The following is a 23,315-nucleotide window of genomic DNA, read 5'->3' as shown; positions in this document are numbered from 1 at the left end:
GCCAACCGGATAGTCGCGCCACCATGGCGGTATGACTTTCGTCATGGCCGGGCTTGTCCGGCTTGTCCCGGCCATCCACGGCTTCGCCTGGCAGTCAGAATGCAAAGACGTCGATGTCCAGGACAAGTCCGGGCATGATGAAAGTCGTCGCACTCACACCGCGACGGGGTTGCGGCCGGTGATCCGTTCGAAAATCCGCCCATCGACCTGGAGGTTTTCGATATACCGCTCAAACGGCACATCGAGCTGGACAACGGAGCGGTGAATAACGCCGCTCTCCGGCTTCACATACTGCAGGGCGGGAAGGCCGGTCGCCACGGTCTTGAAGCCGATCTCGAAGCAGTACTGTTTCAAGAGCGAGGAAAAATGCCTGCGCATGCCGAATGGATAGGCAAAATGGACCACGGGCTCGAGAAGGATGTCTTCCAAAAGCGCTTTGCTGGTCCTGATCTCGTGCTTTGCCTTCTCGAGCGAAATGGCCGCCAAATTGGGGTGTGTGTGGGTATGCGCGCCGATCGTGTGTCCCGCCGCGGCGATGCATTTCAGCTCGTCAACAGTCAGCGTCGGCTCAGGCTCCGCGGAGATACTGGCAAAGAAGCGGCCGAGGTCGGCTTCGTCGGCCCTGTCGCGAAACGAAACGGTATTGACGTAGAAGGTCGCCTTGGCCCCGAGCCGGTCGAACATCGGCAGGCAGGTGTACCATGATTGGTAGTTGTCATCGAACGTCAGCATGATCATCCGGCCTGAGCTGGATAGGAACTCGTCGGGGCCGACGAAGCTGTAGCCGAGGTCGGAAAACCGTCGCATCAGCTGTTCTACAGCCGAGGCGCGTCCGCTCAACGAATGGAGATAAAGCGCCAACTTGTCCGGAAGAGGCCGGCGCAGGAACGCCCTGTGAAACGCGCCAATAGAAGCGCGGAGCCGCGTTGCGGTGTACGTCATGAGGGGATACCTATCATTCGAAATCGCGTTAGATTGTGACAGGCAACGAAGCCACAGGTCGCAGTCGATTCAATGTTAGTGGTCATCACGTCGTTATAGTTGCTGACTATTCAAAAAACGTCGGCCCGGAACATCCAGGCTGCGGCGAAGGCCGCTTCTGCGGCTAATGCGCGAGCTGAAATTAGGCAGCTTTGTTAATTCGACTGTTGGGCAGAATCAATGCCGGGTATCGCGATCTGCAACAACATGGTCACGCCATATACGAACCGGCTCTTCAATCACATAGTCGATTGCCACGGGCTCGATCTCACGGTGATATCGTGTGCTGCCAGGGAGAAGAACCGCCAGTGGTCGGAACGGTACGCCGCGCGGTATAGCCACATCCTGCTTCGCGGAATAGAGTTCGATCTGCCAGGATCGAGGTCGGCGCATATCAATGTGGGGATGTGGAGCACGCTTAGCCGTCTGTCCCCCGATCTCGTTGCCATCAACGGTGTCTATCCGACCATGCTGGTTGCCGCGGCCTGGAGCCGGGTCCACAGGAAACCGCTGGTCTTTCTGACCGACGGGTGGGCGATCATGATGCCGCAGAGCTTCTATCATCGCCTGACGCGACCGGCGGTCGTCGGCCGTTCCCGGGCGATCATCTGCGCGAGCGCGAAGGGGCGAGACTTCTTCGTAGAGCAGGGCGCGGACCCGAAGAAGATTTTCGTGGCGAATATCGTTCCGGCCTGGGGCGGACCGGCCGATATTCCGGACTTCGCCCGGCGCCGCTATGACCTGCTGTGGTGCGGGCGCGTGAACGACGAGCGGAAAAACTGGCCTTTCTTCGTGAAGCTCGTGCTTGAGCTGAAGCGTCGGTTGCCCACGCTTTCGGTGCGCATCATCGCGGATAGCCCGTCCAGGCCCGAGGAGCTTGATCAGCTCTCCGCGGCGGAGGTCGCATTCGAATATACGTCGCACGTCCCGCCAGAGGAGATTTCGTCGGTGTTCGCCTCCGCGCGTGTGCTCGCTTTGCCGTCGAAGTCGGACGCATGGGGACTGGTCTGCAACGAAGCGATGCAATGCGGCACGCCGTGCATCGTCTCTCCGTTCGTCGGCGCGGCGGACGAACTCGTGATCGACGACGCCTGCGGTTTGGTGCGCCCGCTCGAGGTCGAGCCCTGGGCGGCCGCGATTTTGCGGCTGGTCGGCGATGCCGCGCGCTGGTCGGCGATGTCGCAGGCCGCGATCCAGGCCGCAGCGCAATTCAATCTCGATCGGTCGGCGCGTCGGTACGTCGACGGGTTGAACCTTGCGGCAGCCGACCTGCCGCCGGCCGCAAGGAAGCTTGCGTCCGCGACCTGAAGCGGCGCCGAAGTCGCCACTGACAGAGAAAGCCAAGATGAACTTCCCGGATTTCGACAAGCGAGGACGGACAGGTGGCTGACAGCGTGGCATCCGAAGCGGCGCCAGCGGGCGCTAACAACGCGGCAGGAAACGGTGCGACAGGAAGCGGCTCTGCTTCGTCGTCGCGTTCGCAACTGGTTCGGATCACCGACGATCTCCTGCCGGAAACCTGCGAATTCCTTCATCGCGAGTTGAACGGCGATATTTCCGTCGAGGGCTGGAAATCGCTGCTCCGTTACCCCTGGCTGCAACCGAATTCGGACTACGGCTTGGCGCTGGTCCGCCCCAACGAGGGCGTGGTCGGCGTCATGGCCGCCATCTACTCCGAGCAGATCATCGAGGGCAAAGTGGAGCGGTTCGCCAACCTGTCCCATTGGTGCGTGAAGCCGGCTTTCCGGGGAGAAAGCCTGCGTCTCATGAAAGCGATGATGGCGCAGAAGGGGTTGACCTTGACAGGCTTTTCTCCGATCAGAGAGGCGGCCAAGATCGCCTGTGGCCTCGGCTGGAAGAAACTCGATGACCACGTCTACCTCATTCCCAACGTGGGAGTTTCGTTCGCGGCACGCAAGCTGCGCGTCCTCACCTCATTCGACGAGATATTCGCAATCGTCGATGAGCGCCACAAGCGCATCATGTCGGATCACGGCAAGGGGAGCCGTGGGCGATATGTGCTGGTGACGGATGGAAGCCAGTGGTGCCTATCGGTACATACAATCGAAACCCGCAAGGGCGTTGCGCTCTCGATTCCGATCTATCTGAGCGACTACGGCCTCTTTCGTCGATGGATCGTGCTGTTCCTGTCGACCTACCGCTCTCTCGACGGCTGCTGGGCGACACTCTGCCAGCCGCGCTTTCTACCGCGCCGGCCGGTCATCGCGGTCAGGCTGGTCGAGCCGCGCCCCCATGTTTTCAGATCGACCAGCGTGGTTCCCGGGAGCGTCACTGCGCTGTATTCCGACGCTGTGCTGTGACTGCAAAAAAACCTCGCCTGGTCCACGCGGACCGTTCGCTAAGTCATCACCGCGCTTGATCAGGCGGCGCGAGCCCTTTCGATCGCGCGTTGATAGATACCGATCAAACTGTCGTAGCCGCGCTCTTCGCTGCACAGGAGAGTGTAGGCCTGACGTGCGGACCGGCCCCATTGCGCGAGTTGACCGGGATCGTCGATCGCTTCGTTCATGGCATGCGCCCATCCGTCGATGTCGTCGGTCGCGATCAATCGTCCGGTCTTGCGGTCCTCCACGATTTCCGCGAGCGCACCGATCCTGCTGGCGATGACCGGGGTGGAACACGCCATCGATTCGGCGACGATCATGGGGAATCCTTCATAACAGCGCGACGGAACGAGGACCGCGCTCGCGCTCCGCAGTCTGCTCGCCACTTCCTCGCGGGGGATGCGTCCCGCAAAGGTTACGTTCGGGGGTGCGATCGATCGCAAGCGATCCGTTTCCGGGCCGTCGCCCACGATCTCGACTTCTCCTCTCACCTTCGCGGCTGCCTTCACGACGATATCGGCGCCTTTTTCCTCGCTCAACCGGCCGATATAGACAAGGCGCCCGTCGCGTGACGGCAATCCGGGTCCGATATCGGGCGCGAAGTTGGGTCGCACGACGATCTGGTCCTCCGTGAAACCATCGGCAAGAAACCGCGATTTTGCGAACTGCGTCATGGTCACGACCGTGATGAGGGCTCGATGGCGATCCAGGATCCGCCGGAACACGTGACCCATATAGGCTGCAGCAGCCGAGCCGACGGCCGACCCCCGATAACACCTCCACCGGACCGCTGGCCATCGGTTGCGACCCACACAGGCTTCGCACGGCTGTCCGTCGCGCATGAGTATTCCGCCGGGGCAAATCGTACGAAAGTTATGCAGCGTCTGCACCACCGGGATGCCTTCGCGTGCAATCACGTCCAATCCGCCCGGCGACACTAGGGGAAAAAAGTTGTGCACATGGACGACGTCCGGACGAGACGTCGAAATCATGGCGCTCAGCCGGGCGGCCGAGGTGCCGTTCCGTCCAACTTGCAGCGCCACCCTGATGCGGTCGCCGGTATTCCTGATGTCTGAATTGTCAAAGAACGCGGTACGCACGTCGTGGCCGCGTTGTTTGAGAAGATTGATCTCCTGGTCGACGACCGTATCCTCGCCGCCAGTCTCTTGATAAATGTTGTGAATGACGAGAATCTTCAACACCAACCTCGATCGCGCAATATCCGGGTGTGGTCGCGTAGGCCAAGATTAAGGACGGCCCGCGCGAACTCGTGTTGCAGTCCTCAGAGCTCCCGCGGCAGTCGTAACGAAGTTGAAGGCCACGCTGCGGTGGGCGGGCTAAACGTGGTGGAGCTTCTTCGGGTTCTGAGATCGTCGCCACCAAAGCGCGATTGTCTCGACAACGGACAGAGCCACAAACATCGGGGCGATCACGAGATAGCGTCTCCACAGACGCCGAGGCTCCGTCACCAGACGATGAAGCCATTCCAAGCCATTGTTCTGCATCCAGAGTGGAGCGCGCGGAGTATTTCCGGAAAGGAAGTTAAATGCCGCTCCGACTCCGATCATGACCGCACCGGAAATCCGTCCTGTGTGCTGGGACATCCAGAGCTCTTGCTTCGGGCATCCAAGCCCAATCCACACGATGTTGGGTTTCGACGCATTGATGCGCTCGACCAGCTCGTTGTCCTCGTCCTCCGTGAGCGGCCGAAACGGCGGCGACTCGGTGCCACAGATCGTGAGTCGCGGATTGAGCGCCGTTAGCGACTGGGCCAGCCGATCAGGAACGTCCTTCGCACCACCCAGTAAAAAATGGGTCCAATTCCCGGGGGACAGACGACAAAGCTCATGCATGAAATCGGGGCCAGCGACGCGACCGATCGATTTCACGCCGCGCCACCATGCGGTCCAAACGAGAGGCGTTCCATCCGCGATGACGAGGTCGGCGCCCTTCAGTGCGCGGCTAAGAGCTGGATTCCACCGCGAGAGCATGATGCTATGCACGTCGGTGACGCAAATGTAGCGGCTCTTATTCTCCTGGATCCACGCGCGGACAAGCGTTATCGCGGATGCCATGTCGACGACGCTCACCGGAGCTCCGACAATCCAGAAGCGCTCAGTCACCTGGTCATTGGGCCGATCTGCCAATTCGGCGAGGGCAGTCCCCGCGGGGACCATCCCGACGGCTGGTGTGCACTGGTCGGACGCAACAGACATGATGTCGGTACTCCCTCCGATACGCGAAACGACCGGATTTTTGTTTCTGCAGCGCCGCAGGGTTGAGCGCTGACTTTGGGCCGCGTGTTTCGCGTGGCTATTGCGGTTTCACCTTGTCGTCGCGCCACTCGATCGGCGTTTCGGCACGCAATTTGTCCACAAGCTCCACCTGGGCCTTGCGCCGGACGACAATCTCAACCTGATCGCGTACGGCAGCGAATTCGTTCGGCTTGCGAATCCGCTCGTCTTCGACCTTGATAATGTGCCATCCGAACTCGGTCTTTATCGGCTTCGAAACGCCGCTCTTGCCGAGCGTGAAGGCAACGTCCGCGTACTCCTTGCCCATCTGAGCCGCCGTGAGCCAGCCCAGATCTCCTCCGTTCATCTTTTCATTTTCGGCGTCGGTCATTTCACGGGCGACCGCAGCGAAATCTTCTTTGGCGACGCGTTCGAGAGCGCTCTTTGCTCTCGCTTCCGCGACGGCAATCGCCGACTCGTCGTTGGGCCTGGAAAACTTGAAGACGATCGCGCGGATATGAAGCTCGGGTTCGGGTTTCGAATTCCGGACCGCCTCATCGTAATACTTGCGAACATCTGCATCGGTTACGGCATCCGCCGTAGCCTGCAACATCCGGTTCATCAGGGTCTTGTTCCGGGTGTAGGCCATGCGCCTCTGTAGATCTGCCTCGTCGACGAGCCCTCCATCCCGAGCGGCTTTGGAAAGGATAACCAGGTCATGGAGATAGGTCGCGAGATAGAGGCGCTTGTGCTCCTCATCGAGGCCGGCAAGCATTTTCCCCATATCTTCCTCGGCCAGCCGAAGATCGCTCTGGCGAAGCTCGGTAGCACCGACGACGGCGATGACTGGGTCGCTCGCAGGGGTCTGCGCGAAACTCGACGTGCAGGCGATCGCCAAAGTCCCCAAGAGAACTGTCGTCGAGAGAACGGTCGTCAACGCTCCGATGCGCCGTCGCCCGGCTGGTGCAATCGGCGCGATCGGAGAAAGACGCGGTAGACGTATCATCTGAACAATCCTGTCTCTGCAAGCGCAACACCTCGCGCGGTTCGCACACCCAGGCTTCAAGACGAAAGCCGCCCGATCAGAGCGGCTCAACACAGCTCAGGGTTATGCGAAGTGAGATGTTATTGTTGTAGGTATGATCTGTTATTAACGTTATGATGAATGGGATGAGACGGAGCAATGACGGCCCAAAGACGCGATGCGGCGCGGTCGTACCGGAGAACACGGGGCCGGTTTCGATGCAGCGCAGCGGACGCTCGACGGGCAGCCCGTTGGGCTGACGTTATCAGTCGCGTCGCAGAACGCGCGCTCGAGGGTCCGTGCCAAAGTCACGAGGCTCCATCGACAGCAAATCTTTTCGAGGCCACGCGCTCGAGAAGCCGCCGTGGTCGCCCGCTTGAGCGCGTGGTTGCTCGAACCGCACCAATAGACATTTGTTCCTCGGTGGGCTGCGTCGTTATCCACAGATCATCGGTTCTCGGTATCGTTATAATGTTAGTTCACATAATCAATATCAAAGCTTCACTCACGGCATTTATGAGTCCCCCGCGCAATTGGCGAGGTGCCTTTGCTGCAAACTCAACCCAACTGGAGTTGGAAAATGAAAAAGAGTCTTGTCCTGGCGTCGGTTGCCTTGGGGGCGATCTGTGCCTCCGAAGCGGCCAACGCACAAACGGTCATTCGGGGTGGCGGCGCTACTTTCCCCTCAATCGCTTATCGCAATCTGTTCGATTGCGCGACCTTCCAGCCCTTCGGCCCGAGCGCTAACACTCCCGGCGGCGTGACGACTCCGCTCTCGCCTTCGTGCGTCGGCATTGGCCCGAATTTCCCGCACGACGCGTTTCTCTTCTTGTACGCGCCGGTCGGTTCGGGAGCCGGCAAGGCCGGTTTCGTGGCTCATACTGCCAGCCCCGGCGGCACCAACAACTGGACTGCCAAGGTGTCCGGCAACATCCCGTATGCCGACAACACTTTCGCTCCCACCTGGCCGTATGCCAGCATCCAGTTCGCCGGCTCGGACGACCTTCTGCTCCCGAGCGACGTCGCGACCTACAACACGAACAGCGGACCTGCCAATTGGGGCAACATCCTGTTCATGCCGGCAGTCATCGGGCCGGTGGCAATCTCCATCAACCCGACCAAGGACGGCAGCGGCGCCACTTGGGCTGTGGCTGCCAATACGATCAAGCTGTCGCGCAAGTCGCTGTGCGGCATCTTCTCCGGGCACATCACGAAGTGGAACAACGCCTCGATCACCGCGGACAACGGTACAACGGTCGGCACCGGTCAGATCACGGTCGTTCACCGCTCGGACGGCAGCGGCACCAACTTCCTGACGACGAACGCGCTGGCCAACCAGTGCCGGACGGTGTTCGGAACGAACAGCGAAACTGACACGACGCTGACGCTGTACTCGTTCCCCTGGACCGACAACGGTGTTGCAGTCGCCCAGTGCCCGGCGTTGCCCGCCGTTGGTGCGAACAAGAACAACTGGCCGGACACGGGCGCGACCGACCAGTGCACCCACACGATTTCGAACCCGGGCGGTGGCGTGTTCGTTGCAGCGCAAGGCAACAGCGGCGTTGCGAGCTCTGTGACGACCACCAACGGGGCGATCGGGTACAACACGGCCGACGTGGTGCAGCCGATCGTTGCCGCTGGTCCGCAAACGGCCCAGCTGCAGTCGCAATACGACATCGACAACTCGACCGGTGCGTATCATCTCCCGACCGCGGCTGGTGCCCAGGCCGCCATGTCGGCGGTTACTCCCGTGTTTGACGATACCACCCGTGCCAATCCGCTGAACTGGGCGGCTCAGGGCACGGTTCCGAACCCGGCGTTGCCGGGCTCCTATCCGATCGCGGGATTCTCGTGGTTCCTGTTCTACCAGTGCTACGCCGCGGCGGACGTGGCTGCGACCATTCCGCAGTATCTCAACTTCCACTACGCGAACGCGTTGTCGGCGAAGGTCCTCGGCGACAACGGCATGGCGGTTCCCCCGGCTCCCTGGGTCAACGAGATCCAGAAGCTGATCACCACGACGTCGCCGATCGGCCATAACGGTGACGGTGGCGTCTGCAACGCCAAGTCGGGCGCCTGATACGACGCTCCGTCTCGTCTGAACCGAGACCTGTGTGCACCCGGGCAACCGGGTGCACATTTTTTTTGGCGCCGAAAGGATGCCGCGCAGATTCCCAATCCGTTGCCAGTCGATCGCCAGCACACGTTAAAACTGACATATCAATGTCAAGTAGTAAATGTTAGCATAACACGTTTTGGTGGCAGACGATCTCCGCGCGCAATTGGCGGGACGCCGTTGCGGCAAACTGAACCCAACGGGAGTAGGAAAATGAAAAAGAGTCTTGTTCTGGCGTCGGTTGCCTTGGGGGCGATCTGCGCCTCCGAAGCGGCCAACGCGCAAACGATCATCCGGGGTGGCGGCGATACTTCCGTCTCAATCGCTTATCGCAATCTGTTCGATTGCGCGTCCTACCAGATCTTCGGCCCGAGCGCCGACACCCCCGCTGGCGTGACGACTCCGCTCTCGACTTCGTGCATCGGCATTGGCCCGAATTTCCCGCACGACGCGTATCTCTTCTTGTACGCGCCGGTCGGTTCGAGAGTCGGCAAGGCCGGTTTCGTGGCTCATACTGCCAGCCCGGGCTACTACAACAACTGGACTGCCAAGGTGTCGGGCAACATCCCGTATGCCGACAACACTTTTGCTCCCACCTGGCCGTATGCCAGCATCCAGTTCGCCGGCTCGGACATCCTTCTGCTCCCGAGCGACGTCGCGACCTACAACACGAACAGCGGGCCAGCCAATTGGGGCAACATCCTGTTCATGCCGGCAGTCGTCATGCCGGTGGCAATCTCGATCAACCCACATGGAGACAGCAGCCACTACCCCGGTTACCCGTGGGCCGTGGCTCCCAATACGATCAAGCTGTCGCGCAAGTCGCTGTGCGGCATCTTCTCCGGGCACATCACGAAGTGGGACAACGCCTCGATCACTGCGGACAACGGTGTTGCGGTCGGCTCCGGTCAGATCACCGTCGTTCACCGCTCGGACGGCAGCGGCACCAACTTCCTGTTAACGAACGCGCTGACCGAACAGTGCCGTACCGTGTATGGACCGAACAACGAGACTGACCCGACGATGACGCTGTACGCGTTCCCCTGGACCGACAGGGGTGTTGCAACCGCCCAGTGCCCGGCGCTTCCGGCCGTTGGTTCGACCTTTAGCAACTGGCCAGACGACAGGCCCGTGCTCGCGACCGACCAGTGCGGCCGCACGATTTCGAACCCGGGCGGTGGCGTGTTCGTTGGAGCGCAAGGCGATAGCGGCGTCGCCAGCACTGTGGCGACCACCTACGGAGCGATCGGCTACAACTCGGTCGATCTGGTGCAGCCGATCGTGCCCAGTGGTCCGCAAACGGCCATGCTTCAGTCGCAATACGACATCGACAACGCCACCGGCGCGTATCATCTCCCGACGGCGTGGGGTGCCGAGACTGCGATGGCGGCGGTTACTCCCGTGTTTGACGATACCACCCGTGCCAATCCGCTGAACTGGGCGGCTCAGGGCACGGTTCCGAACCCGGCGTTGCCGGGCTCCTATCCGATCGCCGGATTCTCGTGGTTCCTGTTCTACCAGTGCTACGCCGCAACGGATGTGGCTGCGGTGATCCCGCACTATATCAACTGGCACTATTCGAACGCGTTGGCGGCGAGTGTCCTCGCCGACCATAGCATGGCGGTTCCCCCGGCTCCCTGGGTCAATGAGATCCAGAAGCTGATCGCCACGACGTCGCCGATCGGCCATACCGGTGACGGTGGCGTCTGCAACGCCAAGTCGGGCGCCTGATACGACGCTCCGTCTCGTCTGAACCGAGACCTGTGTGCACCCGGGCAACCGGGTGCACATTTTTTTTTCGCCGAAAGGATGCCGCCTAAGTACCCCAGGTTCCCGATCCACAGGCGGTGGATCGCCGGCAGCACATCAAAATTGACACACCAATGTTGCTTAACAAGTAGTAAACGTTAGCGTAACGGTATAGGTACGACAGGGACGCCAAGCTAAAGCTGTGGCTGCCCCGCGCGGCAACCTTCGGCAGGCGCCGGGCGGAGGCCGAGGATCTTTCAGTATGTTCACTACGGAGCGTTGCGCGTGACAATCCTTCGAGCGTTTCGTGGCCAGGGTGCCGCCGCCGTTTCGACCTATCTCCGCGGCGTCAGCATTGTCGCCCTGCTGGCGGGCGGCGGTACCGCTGGAGCGCGCAGCCTCAACAGCGCGTCAAGCGTTTCGCTCACGAATGCCGCCAGCGCGGCGCAGTTGGCTGCGGCGGTACAGGCTGCCTCGGCCGCGCAACAATCGCAGCAATCGCTTGCCCGTGCAGTCGCCGCGCTCCAGGCGGCGCGGGCTGCGCAGCAATCGGCAAAATCGCTTGCATCGACTTTGAATGGGGGGATTCCAGACGGCATTGCGACGAACGGACTGATGCCTGCCGATGGAATTGCCGGTGACCAGACCTTGTGGCGAGGCGCGTTGGCGCCCACCCAGACCGCCGCGAATGGCCGCACGCTGGTCGATATCCAACAGACGCAGCAAAAGGCGATCCTGAACTGGAAGACGTTCAATGTCGGCCGCAACACCACGCTCAGCTTTGATCAGCAGGCGAGCGACTGGACGGTGCTGAACCGGGTCTCGGACCCGTCTGCCTCTCCGAGCACGATCCTCGGGCAGATCACCGCAAAGGGTGGCGTCTACATCATCAACCAGAACGGCATCATCTTCGGCGGTGGCTCCCAGATCAATGTTCACGCGCTGGTGGCCTCTGATCTCGATGTGGGGACGCTCGGGCAGTCGCGGTACGACCGTGATCAGTTCTTCCTCGGCACCGGCATCGCGAATGGAACGCTTGCCGTCAAAAGCTTTTCGATCGGAGGGGAAGACAAGGCGACGACAACGGTCGGCGGCGGCGTCGTCGTTCAAGCCGGCGCGGCGATACAGACCGACGCTGTCGGGCCGGATACGCCGGGGGGGTTCGCCTATCTGTTCGGAGCGAATGTCGCGAATTATGGCACGATCAATGTGCCGAACGGAGAAGCAGCCCTGGTTTCAGGGCGTGCTATCTATCTGACGCCAAACAGCGACGCCGCCGCTAATTTTCCGGCCGCCGTCCTGCCTGCGGGCGTGACGTTCCGCGGGACGGGGTTCCAGATCCAGCAATACGCAAGCACATACCACGCCTTTGATGGGAATGCCGTTGGCCCTTACTTGTCGGGGACCGGCTCCGTCGCCAACAACGGACTGATCGAGACGCGGAGCGGCATCGTGGAGATGGCCGGAGACCGGGTCAGCATCGGCGCCCAGGGTGTCATTTCGGCGGACACCAGCATCACTCTCCCCAGCATGGTGCTGCTTCATGCGGCGACGAGTGTCACCCTGAGCGGCACGATCAGCATGCTGCCGTTCGACACTGGCGCCACGCTTCCGCGGTCGAGCAGTGCGGGAAGCAACGTACAGAGCTTCATGCCGGCCTACGTCGAAGCGACGGCGCAAGGCCAGGTCACCGTCGAGTTCGAGCGGCCTCGTGTCGGCTCCCTCCGCGTCGGTTTCGATCAATGTCGCGGATATGACGGGAACGGCGGCGTTACAGGGCAGGACCCTGTTCGGCGGCCTGACGGTCAACCAGAGCCTGTCTGGCCCGCAACGCGTGTTGCTCGCGCCAGGCGCCACCATCGACGTGGCCGGATTGCAGAACGTCGAACTCCCGGCGAGCTACAACTTCATCTCGGTTTCACCGACCAATGAGTTAGCGGACATGCCGCTGCAGCGGCCGCCATATGTCAGCGTGGGCCCTGACGGAAAAGGTGTGGTGTATGGCCAGGCCCTGTGGATCGACATCCGCGCCTCCGGCACGCGAAGCGACGGCACGACATGGCTCGGCACGCCGCTGTTCAACGCTAACACTGCGGTGGGCAACGTCGGCCGGAGCATCTTCCAGTTGATGACGGCCGGCGGCAATGTGTCGCTGACCACCCCCCAACAATCCAACATGCCGGGCCAGGAGGTGCTGCTGCAGCCCGGGTCCGTGATCAACACGGCGGGCGGTAGCGTTCGGTACCTGCCCGGCACGGTTCCGTATACTCGCCTGTTAGGCAGCGACGGTCGAATCTACAGCATGCAAAATGCCAATCCCGACATGACCTATCTCGGGATTGCCGGCGTGTTCACCTCCGCTCACCCGCGCTGGAACATCAACGAGACCTGGAGCACCAATACCACGATGCAGGTCTCGGGCTATGTCGAAGGGCAAGATGCGGGCGGCGTTGCCGTCAGTACGATGACCCCGGTGCTGGCGGGGACGCTGCTGTTCGGCTCGGTCCCCGGCGAGCGCCAGATCGCGTCCGGCAATATCCCGTCGCAGGGATCCCTGACGCTCACCACGGCATCGACCGTCGTGATCGGGGCGAACGCGGCGTCGCTGCCCGCCGATTTTGATTCCAGATACAACCAAAACGTCTATTCGGCCGATGGAACGCTGACCGGCACGGGGGTAGCGCTGCCCCCTCAGAATCCGACCAATGCGACTGAGCTCGTGTCCTCGGACAACTTCGCATCGACGAGCACTTACCAGACGTTCCTGTCGGCCGACGAGCTTTCGGGCTACAGCCTCAGCGCGCTTTCCATCGTGTCCAACGATCTGGTCGTGACGAAGGGCAGCACGCTCCGTCTGGCGCCCGGCGGGCAGTTGTCGGTCACGACGGGTGGCGCGATCGACGTTGCCGGAACGGTTCAGGCAGCCGGCGGCAAGGTCAATCTGAAGACGGACGGCTACGGAATTGCCAACAATTCACCGCTGCATCAGGTTCTGTTCAAGCCGTCCGTGACGCTCTCGGGCGCCACAATGCCCGCCAACGTGTTCGTCTCAGGCGTCCTGGACGTCAGCGGGCAGTGGACAAACGACAGGGGTCGCTTCGGCAACGATGCGTCCGGTCCGGCCTATATTAACGGCGGGACCATCACGATTTCCACGAACAACAATAGTGTGAGCGGTCTGGACACCACGGGAAGCATTCTGCTCGCGGCGGGAAGCCTGCTCGATGTGTCCAGCGGCGGATACGTCTCGCCGAGGGGAACGCCGAAGACGGTCTCGAGCGGCCTGATGGCCGGCGCCGCCGGTAGCATTTCCCTGAAAGTCTACCAAGGTAAGCAATTTAGCCCGGCCAACAACCCCGATCCACCCTTCACCCCAACGACGGGGAGCATCGCGGTCCTTCAGCTCGATGGCGCCATGCGGGGCTACGGGTTCGCCGATAGCGGCACGCTGACGCTCGCCGCTGCGGGAACGATCACGATCGGCAATACCTCGCAGCCGGACAGTGCGTCGGGGTTTCGGATCGGAGGGGCGCTGGCGACGCTCCCGGTTTCGCTGTTCGCGAACAATGGATTCGGCGCCTTCGTGATCCAGTCCGCGCCTAGCGGCTGGGCACCCAACGCCCAGGTTGCATCGCCGACGACGGGAACGATCGTGGTCGCGGCCGGAACCTCCCTGACGCTGCGAAAGCAAAGCTTGAGCAGTCTTGCCGACTACAGCGCGGTGCCCACCGGCAGCAAGATCGCAACGATCGCGCCCCTGGTGACGGTGCCGGACGGTCAGCGTACCCCCGTCAACCTGACGCTCAAGTCGGACAACATTCTGCTCGACGCAGGGGCGACGATCCAGACCGATCCCGGGGCCGTGATCACGATCGCCGGGACACCGACCTTCGACGTCCCACAGCAGCGAGCGGCGAATGTGCTGTTGCGCGGTTCGATCATCGACCACTCGGGCACCGTGTCGGTGAATGCCACGTCCACCTGGCTCGATCAGAACGCCTCGATCGACTTGTCGGGGACCCTGCAAACGAACGCGCTGTTCGGAAGCAGCGGCGGCCCTGCCGTGAGCGGCACGGTTCTGGCCGGTGGCAACCTGATTGTCGAGGCGGCGAATCCGGCGTCGCTTGCCACCAGCGCCGGCGCAGCCTCGAATCCCGATTTGTCGGGAACCGCACTCGTTGCGATGACGGGAGCCAAGGTCGATGTGTCCGGCGCCGCCGCCACGCTCCTAGTGACGAATTCGGGTGCACGTCCGGGGACGTTCACGTCGATGAGCGCCTGGAGCGACGCCGGCTCCGTGAGCGTTGACGTCGGCGCGTTCGCGTGGGGAGGCACGTTCGCGGCGCGCGCGATCGATCCGCGCGCTCATGGTGGAACCCTGATACTCGGAGGAGCCGCAATATCCTTGCGGCAGGACTCGACCGCCGTCACGGCCGCGCTCTCCAACGTCGGTCAGGCGTCGCTGGCGAATCTGAGCAGCCTGTCACAATCGCTTCTGACGCAGGTGAGTGCGTCGGCCGGGCACTCGGTGTCCATCGCCGCTGCCGCCGACTCGAGCCGATTGGGAGCGTTCGACGATGTGTTCCTCTACAGTGGGACTTCCGCCGGCGGACCCGGGCGCATTTTCACCGATCTGCCGGGCAACACCTACAAAGTCGTCGCCCCGAACCTGGTCGAACTCGTCGTCGATGGCACGCTCGATTTCAACGTCGCCAGTCGGTTGGAGATTGCCGCGAGCTCGATCCGCTCGGTGACGCCCGGAAGCGCGACGCCGCAGAGCTCGGTCACACTCGCAGCGCCTTACGTCCTGCTCACCGGCGGATTCGCCAATGGCAATGGAACAACAGCCGCGGGGGCCAGCACGCTGGTCGTCAAGAACGCTCAAACGATCGACATCGAGGGGGCGGCCTTCAGCGGTTTCTCGTCGGTCAGGCTGAGCAGTTTGGGTGACATTCGCCTGAGTACCCCGAAGGTTGCGGACGGCTTCGTATCCGGGGTCCAGGTAGCCCTGCAAGATACCACCACCTTTCGTGGCTTCCTGGATAGTTCCGGCGATCTCGCGCTCGACGCGCAGCGGATCTATCCGGTGTCCTCCGTCGACTTCTTCATTCGAACGCCGAAGAGCGTGACTTTCAGTGCTTCGGCTGGCAGCAATCTCCAGATCCCGCTGTCGGCCGGCGGCAGCATCACGGTATATGCGGCGAGCATCGAACAGGGCGGGAACCTGTTCGCACCGCTCGGCAAAATCACGCTGGGCGACGACGGGACGGCTGCGCGCAACATCGGCGGTGTCGCGACCACCAGGATCGCTCTCGTTCCGGGCAGTCTGACCTCCGTTACGCTCGCCGATACGCTGGTTCCCTACGGCGAGACCGCAGAAGGTACGAACTGGTACTACAACGCCAGCCTCTATCCGCTCCAGGCGCATAATGCGGACGGAAGTGCTGTCGTTCTGCCGAACGGCACCTCCCCGGTGCTCCCGTCGAAGGGGCTGGTGCTCGACAGCGCCAACGTCACCGTTGCGTCGGGAGCCAAGATCGACCTGAGGGGCGGCGGCGATTTGCAGGCGATGGAGTTCGTCTTGGGCAAGGGCGGCTCCCGCGACGTGCTCGCCACCACACCTGCCGGACAAACCGTCTACGCATTGCTGCCGTCGCGCAACGACGGCGTCGCCGCCTTCGACATTCACTTCACGACCGCGCGCAGCCTGGACGGGGGCAAAACCGTCACTGCCGCCGACGCCTATCCGCTCGCCGGCAAGCAGATCTACATCGACGGCGGACACGGCGTCCCGGCAGGAACCTACACGCTCTACCCGGGGCACTACGCCACCCTTCCGGGCGCGCTGCGTGTCGTCGATTACGGCAGCAATGTCGGCAAGAACCTGGCGTCGGGGACAGCCCTGCCGGACGGCACCGTGCTGACGACGGGCTATTACACCTCGTCGACGCAACCGGGAACGCGGTCGGCCGGTCAGGAACTGTTCGCGGTGCAGACCGGTACGGTGTGGAAGCAGTACAGCGAATACACCCTGAGTTCGGCGAACAGCTATTTCGTCGCCAAGGCCAAACATGACGGCGTCATGGCACCCCGATTGCCGATCGACGCCGGGCGGATTGCCGCGGTTGCATCGCAGTCGCTCGACCTCGCCGGCACGATCGCAGCGCAAGCGGCTCCTGGCGGCCGCGGCGGCGAGCTCGACATTTCCGCGAGCAAGCTGGTCGTGAGTCCGACGAATCCGATCGGCGCCGAAGCCGCCTATTCGTCAGGCGATGGTTGGGTCTGGCTTTCGGTCGATCAGCTCAACGCGCTCGGATTGGAGAGCATGCTGCTCGGCGGGCTGCGCACGGATACGGCCAGCGGCGACACGTTGATTACACCCACCGCTGGCCAGGTCACGATCGACACAAGGGGCACGGCGCTGACGGCGCCAGAGCTCGTATTGGCGGCGCAACCGGCGAATTCTCTCGTGCAGACCGTGAACGTTGCCGGTCTCGGCGACGTCAAGGTCACGCTCCCGGCTGGCGGCGGCGGGGTCACGATTGCCTCTGGCAGCGTCATCGAGACCACCGGCACTATTCAGTCGGGCTTCGGTCGTCACTATGTGTTTGCGTCAATAGCTCCTGTCTCGGCGCAACAAATCGCGGCTGCTCTGGGACCGTTAGCCACGTTGAACGGCACGCAGATCAGCAAGGCCGATCTCACGAGACTCCCCCTTACCCTTCCCGACGGCCGATCGGTGGGGCCCACCGACCTGGCGGCGTTCGCTCGCGGCCAAGGTGCGCTGTTTGTCGCCTCGAACGATTCCAGTCTGACGGTGACAGGCCCGGCCGCGAACCGGCCGGACCTGACGATCAGCTTCGGGCCGGTCGCAGCGGCTGGAGGGGCCGCCGTGACCGGCACGATCAACCTGCCGTTCGCTGGCCAGATTCTGATTGAGGCCGGCAGCCGGATCTCGACCCAGACCCTGTCGTTGCAGGCGACCGGCAACACCAACGCGATCGAACTCAACGCCCAGACGACCCATCCGGGTGCTCCGCCGGCGGTGCTGGACGCCAAACAGATCAACATCGCTGCGCACAGCATCGGCTTCGAGAGCAACCCGAGCCCGGGCCGGACGGAGGCGCTGCTGCTCTCGCAGACCAATTTCGGCCAGCTCGCCGGCGTGCAGAGCCTGGCGCTAAAGGCACTTTCCGGCCCGATGACGTTCTATGGCGACGTTGCCTTCGCGCCTGGCGGGGCGATGCAGAACCTGACGTTGGACGCTCGCACGATCGCCGGAACCGGTGGCGACGTCAGGCTTGCCATCGGCGGCACCGCTACGTTGGTCAGCAGTTCGTCGGCAAGCGAAGCTGCGACCACGTCGACCTCCGGAACCTTCGAGCTCGACGCCGGCAAGATCGTGCTTGGAGGCGGGACGCAGACGATCGCCGGCTTCTCGAACATCAACTTGACGGCTGCCGAGCGGCTCGACGTTGCCGGTCCCGGCGCGCTTGCTCTAGGTGCCACGGGCCAGACCGCCGCCGTCGACGTCAACATCAACACACCGCTCGTTCGGGTGAGCGGTCAGACCGGAGCCGCGAGCGGCGCGCAATTCGCTCTCACGACGAACGGCACAGTCACGATCACTCGGCCCGGCGACCCGAGGGCCCTCGTGTCCCGGCCGGACGACAGCAGCGATCTCGGCGGCAATTTCGCAGTAACGGCGGCCAGCATTCGTCTCGGCGAGGTCGATGCAAACGGCCAGCCGCTGCTGGCCGGCGGCATCATTCAGGCGCAGGCCGGCAACATCACGCTGCACGCCACGAGTGGCGACGTCACCCTCAATCCGGGCGCGTATATCGCCGCGGGAGGATACAAAAAGACGTTCATCGACGTGACCACATATGCTCCAGGCGGCAAGGTCGTTCTCCAGTCCGACGCCAGGAACGTCAACATCCGTGAGAACAGCGTCGTGGACGTCGCGCAGCCCGGCGGGGGTCTCGGCCACGGCGGTGAGATCGACGTGACGGCGCGGAACGGCGACGCCGTGGTATCGGGAGCGCTGCTGGGCGCCGGCGGGCGCGGGCTCGGCGGCAGTTTCAAACTCGATATCCTGGGCGCGGCCAATCTCGATGCCTTGGCGAGCACGCTCGGCACCGGCGGCCTCAATGGCGCGATCGACATTCACACGCGCACGGGCAATCTGGTTCTCTCCGCGGGATCCGCGCTGAAGGCCAACAGCATCGTGCTCACGGCCGACGATCAGCGCTGGAATGGCACCGACGGATACAACGGCCAGGTCACCATCGCGGGCAAAATTGACGCAAGCGGCTCCTCCAGCGATACGATCGACGGGTCCGGTCAGGCAGGCGGGCAGGTGTCCCTCTATGGATACAACGCCGTCGTGCTGACTGCGGGCGCGAATATCGACGCCTCGACCGCACATGGCAACGAGCGGGGCGGGGATGTCGTGCTTGGCATCGGCACGAATGCAGCCGGCTATATCGATCTTCAAGGAGGCAGCATCAACGTCTCCGGCCCCCAGGGAGGAGTGGGCGGCACCGTCCATCTGCGTGCGCCGATCATCGCGGGCAATGCACCTGGACAAGGTGACGTCAGGATTGCAGGGCTCCAGTCCAGCATGACAGGCGTGCGCGGAGTGACCGTGGAGCCGTACGTCACTCTTTCCACCGATGGCAGCATCGGCCTCAATGGAAGCTGGTACCTCTGGAACGGGATCATCGATCCGGCCAACAACCCGTCCTTCTACAACCTCGTCGCGGCGTACGTGCAGGGCACCACCAATCACGGTTTCGCCGGCACCTTCGCTCGGCTCACCCCGTTGGCGCAACAGCTCGGGGCGGGCGTGGTCACTGTCCAGCCCGGGCTCGAACTCGTCAATAACAACAAGGCCGTCAACAACGGCGATATCACGATCGCCAGCAACTGGAACCTGGCCTCCGGCACCGCCTATGACCTGAAGACCAGCGGGGGCGTGACCTACTACGACTACAACAGCAGTTCCGTGAAGCTCGACTATCGTCTTTCACCGTACCTGTACGGTGCCAACATAGGCGCGCTATTCGGCGTCAGCAGCCCCGGCGCGTTGACGCTGCGGACCGGCGGGAACATCAACGTCAACGCCTCGATCTCCGACGGCTTCTTCCAGTTCAGCAATTATTTGGACCCGACATACGTCAACAATGTCGGCACCTATATCGGTATCGGAAGCTCGCAGCAGGCCCGCGGGATGGACGGACAATTTAGTTTTACGGGGCAAAATGATTACCTTTATAAACTGAATGCATTCTATCTAAACTCCGGCGTGCCGATCGCTCCCTACAACCAGGCCGCCAACGGCATCAGCCCCGGCTCGGATGCGCTTGCAGCCGCGGATTTGTTCCCGCACAGCCTGTTGATGTGTCAGACTTACTGCGGGAATGGCTGGGGCACCAAGGTTTCCGTCGTCGATCCCGGATCATGGTCGTACCGCTTCACGGCCGGCGCCGACGTTGCGAGCGCCAATCCCACTGCCATGCAGTCGCTCGCCACCGTTGCAAGCGGCAGTGTGATCGTCGATCATCACACGACGTACAATCAGTCGGAATACAGTCGTACGGGCTCTGTCAGTTCGGTCCCGGTCAATCTTGCAACGATGGTGCGAACCGGGACGGGCGACATCAGCATCTCGGCCGCCCGCGACGTCGTCCTGAACGACACGACAGCTCCCGGAACGATCTATTCGGCCGGTGTGAACACGGCGCGGCTTGCGGACCCGCAATACCAGTTAAGCGGGACGACGGTGAGCGCCCAAAATCCGGACGGCTTTTTGGAGCCACAAGTTCTGGGTTATGGCTCTATCGCCAATACGACCCTTTACGGTCCGCCCACCGCCGCCGCTTTCCCGGAGAACGGCGGGAATGTGAACATCGTGGCGCAACGCGATTTCATCGGCTTCAACACCACGACGACATCGGGCAACCAGACGAGCTTCCAGCTCTTCGCTCCGTGGCTCCTGGCGCAGGCGGAATTGACTCCCGTCCTCGTCAACGCCAGTACCCGCCTGATGGGGGCCGGCGTTTTCGCACCGACAGGCACGAGCATCGCCTCGCAATCGGCGTGGTGGATCCAGTATGGCAGCTTTCAGCAAGGCGTCCTGAGCGCGGGTGGAGATGTCTCGCTGACGGTCGGCCGGGATATGGTGGACGTCTCGGTCTCTCTCCCGACGACCGGGCGGGTGAGTGGCGGCCTCTCCAATGCCAGCACGCCGCAGACCCATGTCTATGGCAGCGGGAATTTGAGCGTTCAGGTGGGACGCGACCTCCTTGGCGGCGCTCTGTATGAGGGGTCCGGGCACGCCAGCGTCGTGGTGCGTGGCTCCGTCGGGCAAGCCGGATACCTGGTCGCCAGCAATGGATCGTCCGTGAATTATCCGCTGCTCGCCGTCGACTCCGGGCAAATCGCGCTTGCCGCGACCGGATCCGTCACCACTGCCGGGGTGATCAATCCCGCCGCGATTCACTCTCAAGCCGGGAGTTTTGGCGATCCGGTAGGACGCTCTCCGTCTACGGCTGTCTTCATGGATACTTACGGACCGAACAGCGGGGCTTCGATCCTGGCGGTCGGGGGCAATTTGACGATCGGCGTGGCCCCGATTGGCACGTTCTACGGCGGCCATGACTTGGCCTATCCGGCAAGTTTCGAGGCCATCGCGCTGAACGGCGACATCAAGACCACCGGCATGACGTCCGTACAAAACTCCGGCATCGTGCTGAGCGGGTCGCCCGCCGGCACATTCCAGTTGCTGGCACAGGGAACGATCGACCTGACGGGCGGCTACAGCCCGACGACCGGTTTCTATCGACCGACCTTTTCCGCCGGGCCATCATTGCTGGACACGGCCTTCAATCCCTTCCGGCCGAATGACGGGTTCAACGACAGGCTGAGCAACGAGGTGCTCGCGCACCAGGACGATACCGAGGTGGCTCATATCTACGCTATGACGGGAGATATTCTGGGAGTCGGGAGCGTCAAGTCCACCGTCGTCAGCAACAATCAGGTCAGCATCTCCGACATCCAGAGAGTGGAGATCAACAGTCCGGCAGAGATCCATGCCGGTCGTGACATCGTTGACCTGAACCTGATCGTGCAGAATATCGCCGCGTCGGACGTCAGCAAAGTCGATGCCGGTCGCGACATCTACTACACCGGTTACAATCTGGCCGGCGGTTTGCAGGTTGCGGGTCCCGGGTTCTTCGTCGTGCAGGCCGGACGGGACCTCGGGCCGTTGCTTCCCGCGGTCCACGACAACGCAAACGAAGCCTTCATGCAGCAGGGCATCACCGCTGTCGGCAACGCCAGCTTCACGCCGGTTGGAAATCGCTACGTCTCCCAAGCGAGTTCCGGAATGTATGACCCGTTGCTGCTCGGCCCCACCAACACGACGCCGAAACAACGCAATCCCTTGCTCACAAAGACGGGCGCTGATTTGATCGTGCAGTTCGGGGTGGCCAACGGAATCAACTACGACGGGTTCTGGAAACTCGACCCGCAGACCAATCAACCCGTCTACTATCCGGGAGTCATCGACGCATATCTCAATCCGGCGCGCGGCTCGGTCGATTCGATTGTTTCGGGAGCATATTCGGCGCTATCGGACCAATTGAAGCAGTTCCTGGCCACGCATCCGGGCACGACGCAAGCTGCGGCGCTGAGCACTTATCAGGCGGCTTCGGCGACGCCGTCGGCGCATGATTACTCGAGCGAACTTCAATCCTTCCTTGTCCGCATCGGTCACCCGGCAGCCGACGCGAACGCGGCTTGGGCCACCTTCCAGGGCCTCTCGAAGGATCTGCAGCACGTCTTCGCTGACCAAATCTTCTACGCCGAGCTCAAGGCGGTCGGGGAGGCTCAGAAGAATTCATCCGGCAATTACCAGCGCGGGTACGAGGCGATCAATACGCTTTTCCCGGCCGGCCTCGGATACACCGCGAATGCGTTGGGCGGCGGATCGAACGGCGCCAATCAACTGGTAGCGACTGGTGATCTCGACATGCTGCATGCGACCATCCAGACTCAGCAGGGAGGCAACGTCTCCATCATGGGGCCGGGCGGCAACATTCGGGTCGGCTCGTTAGCGACCGAACCGAACCAGCTTCTGAAGCTCAACGACCTGGGCATCATGACGCTGGCTGGCGGGTCTATCAACACGTTCACGGACCAGAGCATTCGCGTCAATTCGAGCCGCGTGTTCACCGAGCAGGGCGGCGATATCCTGATGTGGAGTTCGAACGGCGACCTCGATGCCGGTCGGGGCGCCAAGACGACTCTCTCGCTTCCGCCGGTTCAGGTTCATTTCGATCAGGATGATTACGCGTCGACTGATCTCGGCGGTCTGGTGACCGGCGCCGGCATCGCCGTGCTCCAGACCTCCAGCGCCGCTACGACCTCGAACCTTTACCTTCTCGCGCCGCGTGGGACCGTGGACGCCGGAACGGCAGGCATCCGGGTTTCTGGCAATTTGATCGTTGCCGCCGTTCAGGTGGTCAATGCATTCAACGTCAAGGTCGGGGGCACGACGACGGGAGTTCAGGTTTTCTCCGTCCCGAACGTGGGTGCGCTCAGCGCGGCTTCGAATGCCGCGGGTGCCGCAGCGAAGAGCGCGGAAACGCCGACCGCCTCAGGCGGGGGCTCGGACCGGGCCTCTGTCTTCATTGTGGAAGTGGTCGGTTACGGCGGCGGCGACGGCAATTCCGAGGCGGCTCCTTCTGGAGCGACCACGAGCCCCGGGGAGAGCGCGACTCCTGAGGAGGATGCAAGGCGCAAACGTCCGTAGGGTTTGGACACGACCGGTATGACTCGAAAGTCTCTTCCATCCGCGCTGG

Annotated in this window: 10 protein-coding genes; 6 read left to right on the top strand and 4 right to left on the bottom strand. The window is 62.5% G+C overall.

Translation table 11 applies throughout. The annotated features are described in order from the left end of the window. Positions 1-153: 153 nt before the first annotated feature. A complete protein-coding gene (locus ACP2YP_RS23335) occupies positions 154-942 on the bottom strand; it encodes a polysaccharide deacetylase family protein (protein WP_426418676.1) in 789 nt (262 codons plus the stop codon). A gap of 219 nt (positions 943-1,161) precedes the next feature. Here ACP2YP_RS23335 and ACP2YP_RS23330 point away from each other — a divergent pair, with 219 nt between their 5' ends. Together ACP2YP_RS23330 and ACP2YP_RS23325 are read left to right on the top strand one after the other, a co-directional pair. Continuing rightward, positions 1,162-2,289 carry a glycosyltransferase family 4 protein gene (locus tag ACP2YP_RS23330; RefSeq protein ID WP_426418675.1) on the top strand — a complete coding sequence of 376 codons (1,128 nt, stop codon included), beginning with the start codon at positions 1,162-1,164 and terminating at the stop codon, positions 2,287-2,289. Positions 2,290-2,375: 86 nt separating this feature from the next. Then, the gene (locus tag ACP2YP_RS23325; protein ID WP_426418674.1) at positions 2,376-3,302 is read left to right on the top strand and encodes a hypothetical protein; all 927 of its coding nucleotides are present in this window, start codon (positions 2,376-2,378) and stop codon (positions 3,300-3,302) included. A gap of 59 nt (positions 3,303-3,361) precedes the next feature. Here ACP2YP_RS23325 and ACP2YP_RS23320 read toward each other — a convergent pair whose 3' ends face one another. The 3 genes from ACP2YP_RS23320 to ACP2YP_RS23310 form a co-directional block, all read right to left on the bottom strand. After that, positions 3,362-4,525 (bottom strand): glycosyltransferase family 4 protein, encoded by a 1,164-nt coding sequence (locus ACP2YP_RS23320; RefSeq protein WP_426418673.1) that lies wholly within the window; start codon positions 4,523-4,525, stop codon positions 3,362-3,364. Between the two features lie 138 nt (positions 4,526-4,663). Further along, on the bottom strand, positions 4,664-5,542 hold the full coding sequence (locus tag ACP2YP_RS23315) for a WecB/TagA/CpsF family glycosyltransferase (RefSeq protein ID WP_426418672.1): 879 nt from the start codon (positions 5,540-5,542) through the stop codon (positions 4,664-4,666). Between the two features lie 97 nt (positions 5,543-5,639). After that, a complete protein-coding gene (locus ACP2YP_RS23310; RefSeq protein WP_426418671.1) occupies positions 5,640-6,566 on the bottom strand; it encodes a peptidylprolyl isomerase in 927 nt (308 codons plus the stop codon). 598 nt (positions 6,567-7,164) lie between these two features. Between ACP2YP_RS23310 and ACP2YP_RS23305 the strand changes: the two genes are divergently transcribed. From ACP2YP_RS23305 to ACP2YP_RS23290, 4 genes are all read left to right on the top strand, one after another. Continuing rightward, on the top strand, positions 7,165-8,664 hold the full coding sequence (locus ACP2YP_RS23305; protein WP_426418670.1) for a substrate-binding domain-containing protein: 1,500 nt from the start codon (positions 7,165-7,167) through the stop codon (positions 8,662-8,664). 249 nt (positions 8,665-8,913) lie between these two features. Next, positions 8,914-10,431 carry a substrate-binding domain-containing protein gene (locus tag ACP2YP_RS23300; RefSeq protein ID WP_426418669.1) on the top strand — a complete coding sequence of 506 codons (1,518 nt, stop codon included), beginning with the start codon at positions 8,914-8,916 and terminating at the stop codon, positions 10,429-10,431. 468 nt (positions 10,432-10,899) lie between these two features. Beyond that, positions 10,900-12,381, top strand: a complete 1,482-nt coding sequence (locus ACP2YP_RS23295; protein ID WP_426418668.1) for a filamentous hemagglutinin N-terminal domain-containing protein — start codon at positions 10,900-10,902, stop codon at positions 12,379-12,381. Between the two features lie 10 nt (positions 12,382-12,391). Then, positions 12,392-23,266 carry a filamentous haemagglutinin family protein gene (locus ACP2YP_RS23290; RefSeq protein ID WP_426426237.1) on the top strand — a complete coding sequence of 3,625 codons (10,875 nt, stop codon included), beginning with the start codon at positions 12,392-12,394 and terminating at the stop codon, positions 23,264-23,266. Positions 23,267-23,315: the final 49 nt, after the last annotated feature.

Source organism: Bradyrhizobium genosp. A, from assembly GCF_049949275.1.
In the GTDB taxonomy this organism is placed as follows: domain Bacteria; phylum Pseudomonadota; class Alphaproteobacteria; order Rhizobiales; family Xanthobacteraceae; genus Bradyrhizobium.
Note: the sequence above shows the minus strand (reverse complement) of the source record. Positions and strands in the feature narration are given on the sequence as shown.